Genomic DNA, 12,120 nt, shown 5'->3' with positions numbered 1-12,120 from the left:
CGTGTCAGTGGAGGCGCATTATAGGGAGTTCTTCGGAAGTGACAAGCATAAAATTCAAAAAAATTATCGTTCGCTCACTTTCCAGGCAAAACAGATGTTGAGGGATCATTTTTGCCTGGTTTTTAAACAAAAACGAGCCCCTGAGGGCTCGTTTTTGCTGTTTTGTGGCTTACTGCACTGCCACAATTCGATCATCTTTCACAACTAATTGAATTGTTTTGCCCGGAATAAGTTCGCCAGACAAAATTTGCTGCGCCAGCGGGTTTTCAATCTGCTGCTGAATTGCACGTTTCAAAGGCCGTGCACCATACACCGGATCAAAACCATTCTCGCTCAGCAGTTTCAAGGCTTCATCGGAAAGGCTGACTTCATAGCCACGCTCTTCCAGGCGTTTGTACAAACGCTGCAACTGGATTTGAGCAATAGAAGCAATGTGTTTTTCACCCAGCGGATGGAACACAACCACTTCATCTATACGGTTGATGAATTCCGGACGGAAGCTGTGGCTGACCACACCTAACACCAGTTCTTTCATATGACCGTAATCCAGTTCGCCGAATCGCTCCTGAATTAAATCCGAACCCAGGTTAGAGGTCATGATGACCACCGTATTGCGGAAGTCTACCGTTCTCCCCTGCCCATCGGTCAGACGACCATCGTCCAGCACCTGCAGCAGAATGTTGAACACATCCGGGTGCGCTTTCTCAACCTCATCCAACAGAATGACGGAGTAAGGACGGCGACGCACCGCTTCGGTCAGGTAGCCACCTTCTTCATAGCCAACATATCCCGGAGGTGCCCCCACCAGACGCGATACCGAATGTTTTTCCATAAACTCGGACATATCGATCCGCACCATGGCGTCATCGCTATCAAACATAAAATTCGCCAGCGATTTACACAGCTCGGTTTTCCCCACCCCGGTTGGCCCAAGGAATAAGAAGGAACCAATCGGCCGATTCGGATCGGACAGCCCGGCCCGACTACGGCGGATAGCGTTCGATACGGCTTCAACGGCTTCATCCTGGCCAATCACACGCTGATGCAGTTCTTGCTCCATGCGCAGCAGTTTTTCCCGTTCACCTTCCATCATTCGGGCAACCGGAATGCCGGTCCATCGCGCCAGCACTTCGGCAATTTCCGCATCCGTCACTTTATTACGTAACAGACGCATCGTTTTACCTTCGGACTGAGTGGCCGCTTCCAGTTGTTTTTCCAGTTCCGGGATCTTGCCGTACTGCAGCTCAGACATCCGCGCCAGGTCACCAACACGACGCGCTTGCTCAATCGCGATTTTCGCCTGCTCAAGCTCGGCCTTAATCGTCTGAGTGCCGGACAGTGACGCTTTCTCAGCCTTCCACTCTTCTTCTAATGTGGAATACTGCCGCTCTTTGTCAGACAGCTCGTCGTTGAGCATCTCCAGACGTTTTTTACTGGCATCATCCGACTCTTTCAGCAGCGCCTGCTGTTCCAGTTTGAGCTGGATAATACGGCGATCGAGTCTGTCGAGTTCTTCCGGCTTAGAGTCAATCTGCATACGAATGCTGGATGCCGCTTCATCGATCAAGTCGATAGCTTTATCCGGCAACTGCCGGTCAGCAATATAGCGGTGCGATAAGGTCGCCGCCGCCACGATAGCCGGGTCAGTGATCTGCACATGGTGGTGCAACTCATAACGCTCTTTCAGACCACGCAGAATCGCGATAGTGTCTTCAACAGAAGGTTCAGCCACAAACACTTTCTGGAAGCGACGTTCCAGCGCCGCATCTTTTTCGATGTACTGGCGATATTCGTCGAGCGTCGTGGCGCCCACGCAGTGAAGTTCACCACGTGCCAGCGCCGGTTTCAGCATGTTCCCGGCGTCCATCGCACCGTCCGCGTTCCCCGCTCCCACCATGGTGTGTAACTCATCAATAAAGAGAATAACGTTACCTTCCTGTTTGGAGAGGTCGTTAAGTACGCCTTTCAAGCGCTCTTCAAATTCACCACGGTATTTCGCCCCGGCCACCAGCGATCCCATGTCCAGCGCCAGTACCCGGCGGCCTTTTAAACCTTCCGGCACTTCGCCGTTAACAATACGCTGCGCCAGCCCTTCAACAATGGCGGTTTTACCGACACCGGGCTCACCAATCAGGACAGGGTTGTTTTTGGTACGACGTTGCAGTACCTGAATGGTACGGCGAATTTCTTCATCACGCCCGATAACCGGATCGAGCTTGCCTTGCTCGGCACGCTCGGTCAGATCGACCGTGTATTTTTTCAAGGCCTGACGTTGGTCTTCGGCCCCTTGATCGTTCACGTTGTCACCTCCACGCATTTGATCAATAGCCTGAGTCACATTTGCCGTTGTCGCACCGGCTGATTTCAGCAGGTCGGCAAGCGAACCGCGTGATTCAAGGGCCGCCAGAATAAAAAGTTCTGACGAAATAAAATTATCCCCTCTCTTCTGCGCCAGCTTGTCGCAGAGATTCAGCACTCGCATGAGGTCTTGCGAAGGTTGTACATCGCCACCGGTACCTTCCACCTGCGGCAGGCGGCTTAATGCCTGCTCGATGGCCGTACGCAGTTGCCCTGCGTTAACACCCGCAGAGGTTAATAAAGGACGTACCGATCCCCCTTCCTGATTCAGCAAGGCGCTCATTAGATGAAGAGGTTCGATGAATTGGTTGTCGTGCCCCAGTGCAAGCGACTGGGCATCGGCAAGAGCAAGCTGGAATTTATTGGTAAGACGATCCAGACGCATAATTCCCCCCATAACAGGTCAAAATTGCTACTGGAGATTAAATGAGGTCATCCCTCAATTATTCAAGGTGAATGACCTGAATTATGCGAAAAGAAAGTTACACGTACCGGATCGTCTTGATTCTTTAGGTTATATCAGCCAAATGAAACTTGCCATACGACCGGTGGTTTTGTCCCGGCGATAGGAGAAGAAATCACCCTTTTGGCAGAAGGTGCAGCGATCACCGCCGAAGACATGCTCCACACCGACTCTCGCCAGACGCTGACGCGCGAGGGTGTAAATATCGGCGTAGTATTTTTCCCCTACCGGGCGAAACGCGCTATCTGCGGCAATATCTTCGGCCATAAACGCATCGCGGACTTCAGGACCGACTTCAAACGCATCTGGCCCGATAGCAGGCCCTAACCAGGCGAGAATATTCTCCGGTTTATCGGCAAAGCAGGCCACGGTCTCTTCCAGCACACCCGCGCACAGTCCACGCCAGCCTGCATGAGCCGCAGCCACTTCGGTACCATCGCGATTGCAAAACAGCACCGGCAGGCAGTCCGCGGTCATCACAGCACAAACTGTCCCCGGCGTATTGCTGTACGACGCATCGGCACGCTTACTGGCGTAAGGTTCACCGGTAAGTTTCAGGACATCCTTACCGTGTACCTGTTCAAGCCAGACGGGCTTCGACGGAAGCTGACCTGCGGCGAACATCCGCTTACGGTTCTCTTCAACATGCACAAGGTCGTCACCGCAGTGCGCCCCCAGGTTGAGCGAATCATAAGGCGGCAGGCTCACCCCACCAATACGTGTAGAGCTAGATGCCGCTACGCCTGAGGGCAGCGGCCAGTCAGGGACAATCAGTTTGGTCATAACCAGGCCACATCATCCTTATGGGTTTCGAAGTCGGCACGCATGGCATCAATCAGGTCGATCATGTCCTGCGGGATTGGCGCATGCCATTCCATCTCGATGCCGGTGATCGGATGGTACAGACGCAGCATCGTTGCATGCAGCGCTTGTCTGTCGAACTTACGCAGCGCGGCAATGAACTCGTCCGACGCCCCTTTCGGCGGACGCGGGCGGCCACCATAAAATTGGTCACCCACCAGCGGATGCGTGATATGTGCCATATGCACGCGAATCTGGTGGGTACGCCCGGTTTCCAGACGCAGGCGCAGACGCGTATGAATACGGAAATGCTCCATAATGCGGTAGTGCGTCACCGCCGGTTTACCCATCGGGTGCACGGACATATGCGTACGTTTAGTCGGGTGGCGGCTAATAGGCTCTTCAACCGTGCCACCAGACGTCATGTGACCGATTGCCACCGCTTCATATTCACGGGTGATCTCACGCAGTTGCAAAGACTCCACCAGGCGCGTCTGTGCCGGGACCGTTTTTGCCACGACCATCAGCCCGGTGGTGTCTTTGTCCAGACGGTGGACAATCCCGGCACGCGGTACATCGACGATCGGCGGATAATAATGCAGCAACGCATTCAGCACCGTCCCATCCGGATTGCCTGCACCCGGGTGAACCACGAGATCGCGTGGTTTGTTGATAACAATAATGTCATCATCTTCGTAGACAATGTTGAGTGGGATATCCTGCGGCTCAAAGCGCGCCTCTTCTTCAATCTCAGCGTTGATGGCAACGCTTTCTCCACCTAACACTTTTTCTTTCGGCTTGTCACAGATTTTGCCGTTGACCAGTACTTTTTGGTCGAGAATCCATTCTTTTATGCGCGAACGCGAATAATCAGGGAACAATTCGGCCAAAGCCTGATCTAAGCGTTGACCGAGTTGATTTTCGGTAACCGTTGCGGTGAGTTGTACTCGTTGTGCCATATACAGCTTCTTCGTTAACGTTGGGTTTTACGGCTTCGCCGTATAATATAGTGTGCTATTGTAGCTGGTCTTAGTCGGGAGCAGGAAAGACAATCTCCCGCATACACATTTTGAGGAAAGTCTAATCGTCATGACGCGCATGAAATATCTGGTGGCAGCCGCCACGTTGAGCCTGGCTTTGGCGGGTTGCTCCGGTTCAAAGGAAGTGGTGCCTGATAATCCGCCAAATGAAATCTACGCGACTGCCCAGCAAAAACTGCAAGACGGTAACTGGAAGGCAGCCATAACGCAACTGGAAGCGTTGGATAACCGTTATCCGTTCGGACCTTACTCGCAGCAGGTGCAGCTGGATCTGATCTACGCTTACTATAAAAATGCCGATCTCCCGCTGGCTCAGGCAGCAATCGATCGTTTCATGCGTCTGAACCCAACCCATCCTAACATCGATTATGTCATGTATATGCGTGGTCTGACTAATATGGCGTTGGATGACAGTGCTCTGCAGGGCTTCTTTGGCGTTGATCGTAGCGACCGCGACCCGCAGCACGCGCGTGATGCATTTAATGATTTCTCTAAACTGGTTCGTGGCTATCCGCGTAGTCAATATGTTACCGACGCAACCAAACGTCTGGTATTCCTGAAGGACCGCCTCGCGAAGTACGAATACTCTGTTGCTGAGTACTACACTAAACGCGGCGCATGGGTGGCAGTGGTGAATCGCGTTGAAGGTATGATGCGTGACTTCCCGGATACCAAAGCAACGCGCGATGCGCTTCCGCTGATGGAAAATGCGTACCGCCAAATGCAGATGACAGCGCAGGCCGACAAAGTGGCAAAAATTATTGCCAACAATGGTCATAGCAGCTGAGTCATTTTAAAACGCAAAACGGCAGCCACATGAGCTGCCGTTTTTTATGTCTCAAACCCAGAGATGAAGCGGTTTAGCTTCAAGTCATCCAATCAACTATGACGGGTAATCCGGACTTCGACAAGTAGTATTTGCCCTCTTCCCGTCCTGCCTCACAAAACATTGCCCTTGACAAAAAGTGACAAAATAATGTGATTTAAATCACACATTTTGACATTGTCCGAGATATGCTGGAATCACCAAGACGGAAAGACAATGAGGTAACATTTATGACAGTGAACATTACCAGCAAACAAATGGAAATCACCCCAGCAATTCGCCAACATGTCGCAGACCGTCTCGCCAAACTGGATAAATGGCAAACACATCTTATTAAGCCACATATCATCCTGTCGAAAGAACCGCAGGGCTTCATTGCAGATGCCACTATTAATACGCCAAACGGACATCTGGTCGCCAGCGCAAAACACGAAGATATGTATACTGCTATTAACGATTTGATCAACAAGCTGGAACGGCAGCTCAATAAAGTGCAGCACAAGGGTGAAGCGCGTCGCGCCACTACTTCGGTGAAAGACGCCGACTTCGTTGAAGAAGAATAACCTCACAGCATTGAGTTAATCAGCAACGCGCCTTCGGGCGCGTTTTTTGTTGACAGAGCGAAAACAGTACGGGTACTTTACTGTTACTCACTAAAGGAAATTTACATGTATCGTATCCCGTTTTTCTTCGCATTCTTTTTTACCTTCCCCTGACTGGGAGGCGTTTCGTCGTGTGATAAAGAATGCGAAGACGAACAATAAGGCCTCCCACTCGGGAGGCCTTTTTTATTGATAACAACGAAGGCAACAACATGACAGCGGATAACCCTTTACTGGATTTACGTGTAAAAATAAGCGCCCTGGATGAGCAGTTACTCTCTCTGTTGGCCGAGCGGCGTCAACTGGCGGTTGAAGTGGGTAAAGCGAAACTGGCTTCTCACCGTCCCGTGCGGGACATCGACCGCGAACGCGATCTGCTGGAACGTCTTATCCAGTTAGGTAAAACACATCACCTCGACGCCCATTACATCACCCGCCTGTTCCAGCTCATTATTGAAGATTCCGTGCTTACCCAGCAGGCGCTGCTCCAGCAGCATCTCAACAAAATTAACCCGCATTCTGCCCGTATCGCGTTCCTCGGTCCGAAAGGTTCGTACTCGCATCTGGCTGCGCGTCAGTATGCTGCTCGTCATTTCGAACAGTTTATCGAGAGCGGATGTCTGAAATTTCACGATATCTTTAATCAGGTTGAAACTGGGCAGGCGGACTACGCTGTTGTGCCGCTGGAAAACACCAGCTCCGGCGCCATCAACGACGTTTACGATTTACTGCAGCACACCAGCCTGTCGATTGTAGGCGAGCTGACGGTGCCCATTGACCACTGCGTTCTGGTTTCCGGCTCAACCGATCTGGATAACATCCAAACCGTCTACAGCCATCCGCAGCCTTTCCAGCAGTGCAGCCAGTTTTTGAATCGCTACTCGCACTGGAAAATTGAATATTGCGAAAGTACCTCTGCCGCAATGGAACGCGTCGCGCAGGAAAACTCTCCACGCGTAGCGGCACTGGGTAATGAAGCCGGTGGCGCGCTATATGGATTGCAGGTACTGGAGCGCAATCTGGCCAACCAAACGCAGAACATCACCCGCTTCGTGGTACTCGCCCGCAAAGCGATTGATGTCTCCGAACAGGTTCCGGCCAAAACCACGCTGCTGATTGCCACAGGCCAGCAGGCAGGTGCGCTGGTTGAAGCGTTACTGGTGTTGCGTAATCACAACCTGATCATGACCAAGCTGGAATCCCGCCCTATCCACGGCAACCCATGGGAAGAGATGTTCTATCTGGACATTCAGGCGAACTTGCATGCCTTAGAGGTGCAAAAAGCCCTGCGCGAGTTGACGTCCATCACCCGCTCGCTCAAGGTGCTCGGCTGCTATCCGAGCGAGAACGTCGTGCCTGTCGATCCGGCTTAACGCTCAATAAAGCGCGATTTCTTCATTCCTGCCACGTCGACGGGCAGGGTGAAGATCGCCCCCGAAAGAGGATAATCCGCCACTTCTTGCGCATCCATGTTCTCCCTCGTGGTCGTGATAAACAGCGTTTTCATATCCGCACCGCCAAAGCAGACCATCGTTGGGCAACGTACCGGCAGACGATACTCCGTCAGCTGTTCTCCCTGCTGCGAAAAGCGTGCAATACGCCAGCCATCGAACATGGCACTCCAGTAGCAACCTTCAACATCCATTGCCGCACCGTCCGGGATCCCTTCTCCAGATTGAAAACGACGAAAGACTTCGCGCACACCGGGTTCACCTTGCTCATTCATCGGCGTTCGATAGATAACCCCATTGGGCGTATCAGAGGTAAACATCCACTGTTTGTCATGGCTGAATGCCAGACCGTTATGGCCGTGAATATCACACTGAATCACCCTGGGCTTGAGGTCATTATCAATGCGCATCAGCAACGCGCCGTTGTAATCGCCTGGCCCCCAGAATGTACCAGCGTAGAATCGGCCAAGATGGTCGGTGCCACCGTCATTAAAACGCGCCAGCTGCGGGTTTGACGGGTTATCACAGACTTTCTGTATCAGCAGGCCACGTTTATCAGCCAGCCAGATAGCGTGGCGCATCGCGACGATAAAACCGCCCTTCTCTCGCAAAGCGAAGCAGCCAACTTCCTCGGGAAAGCAAAGCACCGTGTGTTCACCAGTAGCGGGATGGTAGCGATGCAGTTCACCTTCCAGAATATCAGCCCACCAGAGCGCCTGTTCCTCTTCACTCCATGTCGGGCATTCCGGCAGATGGCCGGTATAATCAAACAGCGGTTGCGGTTCAGCCATATCTGTCCCTTAAAATGAAAAAAGCCAGCGGTATCCCACTGGCTTTTCAGTATAAACGGCTTTTTCTTTACTGGCGGCTGTCATTCGCCTGGCGCAGCAGGACGCGGCTTTCGTTCTGGAAACGTTTGGCGTAATCACCAAACCAGTGTTCCACTTTACGGAAGCTGTCAATAAACGCCTGTTTGTCACCGTGCTCCAGCAGACCGATCGCTTCGCCGAAACGCTGATAGTAGCGTTTGATAAGCGCCAGGTTGTTCTCGGACGACATAATAATGTCGGCGTAGAGCTGCGGATCCTGAGCGAACAGGCGGCCTACCATCGCCAGTTCAAGGCGGTAGATTGGCGACGAAAGTGCCAGCAACTGCTCAAGCTGAACGTTCTCTTCTGCCAGATGCAGCCCATACGCAAAGGTAGCAAAGTGGCGCAGCGCCTGGATAAACGCCATGTTCTGGTCATGCTCAACGGCGCTGATGCGATGCAAACGCGCACCCCATACCTGAATTTGTTCCAGGAACCACTGATACGCATCCGGGTTACGCCCGTCACACCAAACGACAACCTGTTTTGCCAGGCTACCGCTGTCAGGGCCAAACATCGGATGAAGACCAACAACAGGCCCTTTATGCGCTTCCAGCATTGCCTGCAACGGCCCACTTTTTACTGACGCCAGATCGACAAGAATGCAGTCTTCCGGTAACGGCGGTAACTGTGCGATCACCTTTTCAGTGATATGAATAGGGACACTCACAATGACCATGCCCGCATCGGCGACAATAGTTTGCGCCTGCGCCCAATCATCTTTTTCCAAAATACGGACCTGGTAGCCAGAAAGCGTCAGCATTTTGGCAAACAGTTGCCCCATTTGCCCGTTGCCACCAACAATCACCACGGGTCGCAGGGAAGGACAAAGGGTTTTGAACCCTTTGTCCTTTTCACTGGAATAGGACTCGCGCATCACGCGACGCAGCACATCCTCAATCAAATCCGGCGCCACGCCCAGGGCTTCGGCTTCCTGACGACGAGACGCCAGCATCGATGCTTCACGCTCCGGAACATAAATCGGCAGGCCGTATTTACTTTTTACTTCACCGACTTCGGCAACCAGTGACATACGGCGCGCCAGCAGCTCCAGCAACGCTTTATCGACTTCATCTATTTGATCGCGTAACGCGGTCAGCTCTGCAACCATAACACCCTCTTAAGCCAGACGCGCCGCAAGGCTACTGCGCAAGTCGCTGCCAATTTCACGCAGCAACGCCTCAGTGGTTTCCCAGTTGATGCACGCATCAGTGACAGATACACCGTATTTCATTTCACTACGCGGCTGCTCGGAAGATTGATTGCCTTCGTGGATGTTACTTTCAATCATTAAACCAATGATTGAACGGTTTCCGTCTTTGATCTGCGCAACAACCGACTCAGCCACAGCAGGCTGGCGGCGGTAATCTTTGTTCGAGTTACCATGGCTGCAATCTACCATCAGCGATGGCTTGAGTCCCGCCTGTTCCATCTCTTTTTCACACTGAGCGACGTCCGCAGGGCTGTAGTTTGGCGCTTTGCCGCCGCGCAGAATCACGTGACCATCAGGGTTACCCTGCGTTTGCAGCAGACAGACCTGGCCGGCCTGGTTAATACCGACAAAACGGTGTGGCATTGCAGCAGCGCGCATCGCGTTGATCGCGGTAGCCAGGCTACCGTCAGTGCCGTTTTTGAAGCCCACCGGCATCGACAAACCGGACGCCATTTCACGGTGGGTTTGTGATTCCGTTGTACGCGCACCAATGGCAGACCAGCTAAACAGGTCGCCCAGGTATTGCGGGCTGTTCGGGTCGAGCGCTTCGGTTGCCAGTGGCAGCCCCATATTGACCAGCTCCACCAACAGCTGGCGAGCAATTTTCAGCCCGGCTTCCACATCAAACGAGCCATCCATATGGGGATCGTTAATCAACCCTTTCCAGCCGACGGTGGTACGGGGTTTTTCAAAATAGACGCGCATCACCAGATAGAGGCTATCGCTGACCTCTGCGGCAAGTGCTTTAAATCGACGAGCATATTCAAGTGCAGTTTCTGGATCGTGAATTGAACACGGACCGCAAACAACCAACAAGCGCGGATCTTCTCCGGCAATGATGTTGGAAATCGTCTGGCGGGACTGTGCAATTTGCGCTTCCTGAGCGATGCTCAGCGGGAATGCGGCTTTCAGTTGATCCGGAGTGATAAGAATGTGTTCGTCGGTAATGTGTACGTTGTTCAGCGCGTCTTTTTGCATGATGGTGATCCTGTATGACTCGTTTGCGATAGTTGTTCCTCAGTGAGGAGGTGACACGATATCACACTGAGTAAAGATTTCAATCCAAAATACGTACATATATATTTACACCACTATTTAAACCCCCATTAATGCGGCACATATTGTAAACATTTAAATACACTCGTGAGGTATGAGATGAGAAGCGTTGGCAAGGCAGAGAGAAATTCTGTTTTTCCCACCGCTTTTACGTCCGTATTAGAGGTATCGCCCACTATTCCACAATCCCCATAGCGAGTTCATCCGGATACAAGACACGCATGCCGGAATGTTCGTGTGAATAAGGCAAAATTAGCCGACGGCACGGGACGCTATAATCCCTGCAATGTATGTGAGTCGAAGATGTTACTTTGCCACGAGTGGTTTTTTGATCTCTGTTTGATGACGATACGACGGCTCACGGTAGGCATTCAGTACAGGTATTTGGCCCGCCAATGGTTACTGCTCATTCTTTTATTTTATTCCCTTACCCCGCTCTTTGCGCAGAATGTTCAGGAACCGGTCAAATCGGTTCGCGCCATGATTTCCGGCATCGTGAGTTACACCACCTGGGCATCGCTTGCAGGGTTGCCTCGCCTGTGTATTTTCAGCTCTGCGCGCTTCGCGAATGTGTTAAGCAACGCAGGCGACAGTACGCCACTCCCCTATTTACCTGTGATGGTCAGTAGCGATCGGCAGGCGCTGCAATCGCAATGCGACGGCATCTATTTTGGGACCGAAGCACCGGCATCCCAGGAAACGCTCGCTCGCCAGCCACTATCACCCTCGTGCGCTATTGCTTATTTCCGAGGTAAATCCCGGTTGCCTGGGCGGCAGCGCATTTTGTCTGTTCACGGATGAGGGAGCCGTCAGATTTACGATCAATGAAGATGTTCTCAGCCGAAGCGGGATCCGAGTGAACCCTGATGTTTTAATGCTTGCGAGGAAGAACAAGGATGGATAGACCATTATCTCGCCCGACATTTATCAGGACGTTGCGCCGTTTAAGTCTGCTGAGTATCGTGATTACGATGACGCTTATCTGGTTACTGCTGTGCGTCGCATCGGTATTTACACTGCAGCAGTATGCACAAAAAAATCTCGAGTTCACAGGGGTGACAATGAGTCACAGCCTGGAAGCTGCTCTCGAATTCAACGACGAAGCGGCGGCCGCAAGCATCCTGAAAATACTGGGGGAGCAAGGGCATTACTCAGCAGCCGAGGTTTTAGATAAAAACCACCGCTTACTGGCGGCATGGGACTGGTCACCCGATGAAAATCACAGCCAGCTCAATGGTTTTTTGAGCCGCTGGTTATTGCCCTCACCCATTACTCAGTCCATCTGGCACAACGACATTTATGTCGGTGAGGTTCGACTGCAGGCTTTTGATAAGCTCATCAGCCACTTCATTTTCCTGTCACTGATGAACCGCCCCGGTTTTCCTGGAGAGTATTTTAGTTGGGAACTCAGGCTGCCAGATCCTTATTCCCGATGGAAGCA

The 12,120-nt window shown here is 52.2% G+C and carries 11 protein-coding genes, 1 pseudogene and 1 other annotated feature; of the genes and pseudogenes, 6 read left to right on the top strand and 6 right to left on the bottom strand.

What is annotated here, in order from left to right; translation table 11 throughout:
* Window positions 1-169: 169 nt before the first annotated feature.
* The 3 genes from clpB to rluD all read right to left on the bottom strand — a co-directional run bounded on the left by clpB (window position 170) and on the right by rluD (window position 4,581).
* Window positions 170-2,743, bottom strand: a complete 2,574-nt coding sequence (gene clpB, locus ACSZPU_RS18645; RefSeq protein ID WP_499001799.1) for an ATP-dependent chaperone ClpB — start codon at window positions 2,741-2,743, stop codon at window positions 170-172.
* A gap of 129 nt (window positions 2,744-2,872) precedes the next feature.
* Complete coding sequence (gene yfiH, locus ACSZPU_RS18640; RefSeq protein WP_499001796.1) at window positions 2,873-3,604, bottom strand: purine nucleoside phosphorylase YfiH; 732 nt, start codon at window positions 3,602-3,604, stop codon at window positions 2,873-2,875.
* On the bottom strand, window positions 3,601-4,581 hold the full coding sequence (rluD, locus tag ACSZPU_RS18635) for a 23S rRNA pseudouridine(1911/1915/1917) synthase RluD (protein WP_499001793.1): 981 nt from the start codon (window positions 4,579-4,581) through the stop codon (window positions 3,601-3,603). Before rluD ends, yfiH begins: the two co-directional genes overlap by 4 nt.
* 130 nt (window positions 4,582-4,711) lie before the next feature.
* Between rluD and bamD the strand changes: the two genes are divergently transcribed.
* The 4 genes from bamD (at window position 4,712) to pheA (ending at window position 7,463) form a co-directional block, all read left to right on the top strand.
* Window positions 4,712-5,449 (top strand): outer membrane protein assembly factor BamD, encoded by a 738-nt coding sequence (gene bamD, locus ACSZPU_RS18630; protein ID WP_499001789.1) that lies wholly within the window; start codon window positions 4,712-4,714, stop codon window positions 5,447-5,449.
* A gap of 269 nt (window positions 5,450-5,718) precedes the next feature.
* A complete protein-coding gene (raiA, locus tag ACSZPU_RS18625) occupies window positions 5,719-6,051 on the top strand; it encodes a ribosome-associated translation inhibitor RaiA (protein WP_499001786.1) in 333 nt (110 codons plus the stop codon).
* Window positions 6,052-6,155: 104 nt separating this feature from the next.
* Window positions 6,156-6,280, top strand: a sequence feature (Phe leader region).
* Window positions 6,157-6,204, top strand: coding sequence for a pheA operon leader peptide PheL (gene pheL, locus ACSZPU_RS18620; RefSeq protein WP_499001801.1), 48 nt, complete (start codon window positions 6,157-6,159; stop codon window positions 6,202-6,204). (Overlaps the previous feature by 48 nt.)
* A 22-nt stretch (window positions 6,281-6,302) precedes the next feature.
* Window positions 6,303-7,463 carry a bifunctional chorismate mutase/prephenate dehydratase gene (pheA, locus tag ACSZPU_RS18615; RefSeq protein WP_499001784.1) on the top strand — a complete coding sequence of 387 codons (1,161 nt, stop codon included), beginning with the start codon at window positions 6,303-6,305 and terminating at the stop codon, window positions 7,461-7,463.
* Here the strand turns inward: pheA and ACSZPU_RS18610 are convergent.
* The 3 genes from ACSZPU_RS18610 to aroF form a co-directional block, all read right to left on the bottom strand.
* Window positions 7,460-8,332 carry an SMP-30/gluconolactonase/LRE family protein gene (locus tag ACSZPU_RS18610; protein WP_499001781.1) on the bottom strand — a complete coding sequence of 291 codons (873 nt, stop codon included), beginning with the start codon at window positions 8,330-8,332 and terminating at the stop codon, window positions 7,460-7,462. The two genes, pheA and ACSZPU_RS18610, sit on opposite strands and share 4 nt — an antisense overlap.
* 67 nt (window positions 8,333-8,399) lie before the next feature.
* Window positions 8,400-9,521: a bifunctional chorismate mutase/prephenate dehydrogenase gene (gene tyrA / locus ACSZPU_RS18605; RefSeq protein WP_499001778.1), complete on the bottom strand. Its 1,122-nt coding sequence runs from the start codon at window positions 9,519-9,521 to the stop codon at window positions 8,400-8,402.
* A gap of 9 nt (window positions 9,522-9,530) precedes the next feature.
* A complete protein-coding gene (gene aroF / locus ACSZPU_RS18600) occupies window positions 9,531-10,601 on the bottom strand; it encodes a 3-deoxy-7-phosphoheptulonate synthase AroF (RefSeq protein ID WP_499001775.1) in 1,071 nt (356 codons plus the stop codon).
* A 420-nt stretch (window positions 10,602-11,021) separates the two neighbouring features.
* On the opposite strand from aroF, the pseudogene yfiR reads away from it, so the two are divergent.
* Both yfiR and ACSZPU_RS18590 read left to right on the top strand, forming a co-directional pair.
* Window positions 11,022-11,583: pseudogene (gene yfiR, locus ACSZPU_RS18595) on the top strand (regulatory sequestration protein YfiR).
* On the top strand, window positions 11,576-12,120 hold a 545-nt coding region (locus tag ACSZPU_RS18590; protein WP_499001771.1), incomplete at its 3' end, for a CHASE sensor domain-containing protein. The pseudogene yfiR and the gene ACSZPU_RS18590, both read left to right, overlap by 8 nt.

It is taken from the genome of Phytobacter sp. V69 (genome assembly GCF_965644215.1).
Classification (GTDB): domain Bacteria; phylum Pseudomonadota; class Gammaproteobacteria; order Enterobacterales; family Enterobacteriaceae; genus Phytobacter.
This window is presented reverse-complemented; position numbering and strand designations above follow the sequence as displayed.

Bases quoted from the DNA above. Each gene is read 5' to 3' on its own strand.
- raiA (WP_499001786.1), top strand. From the start codon at position 5,719: ATGACAGTGAACATTACCAGCAAACAAATGGAAATCACCCCAGCAATT.
- tyrA (WP_499001778.1), bottom strand. From the start codon at position 9,521: ATGGTTGCAGAGCTGACCGCGTTACGCGATCAAATAGATGAAGTCGAT.
- ACSZPU_RS18610 (WP_499001781.1), bottom strand. From the start codon at position 8,332: ATGGCTGAACCGCAACCGCTGTTTGATTATACCGGCCATCTGCCGGAA.
- yfiH (WP_499001796.1), bottom strand. From the start codon at position 3,604: ATGACCAAACTGATTGTCCCTGACTGGCCGCTGCCCTCAGGCGTAGCG.
- clpB (WP_499001799.1), bottom strand. From the start codon at position 2,743: ATGCGTCTGGATCGTCTTACCAATAAATTCCAGCTTGCTCTTGCCGAT.
- aroF (WP_499001775.1), bottom strand. From the start codon at position 10,601: ATGCAAAAAGACGCGCTGAACAACGTACACATTACCGACGAACACATT.
- bamD (WP_499001789.1), top strand. From the start codon at position 4,712: ATGACGCGCATGAAATATCTGGTGGCAGCCGCCACGTTGAGCCTGGCT.
- pheA (WP_499001784.1), top strand. From the start codon at position 6,303: ATGACAGCGGATAACCCTTTACTGGATTTACGTGTAAAAATAAGCGCC.
- rluD (WP_499001793.1), bottom strand. From the start codon at position 4,581: ATGGCACAACGAGTACAACTCACCGCAACGGTTACCGAAAATCAACTC.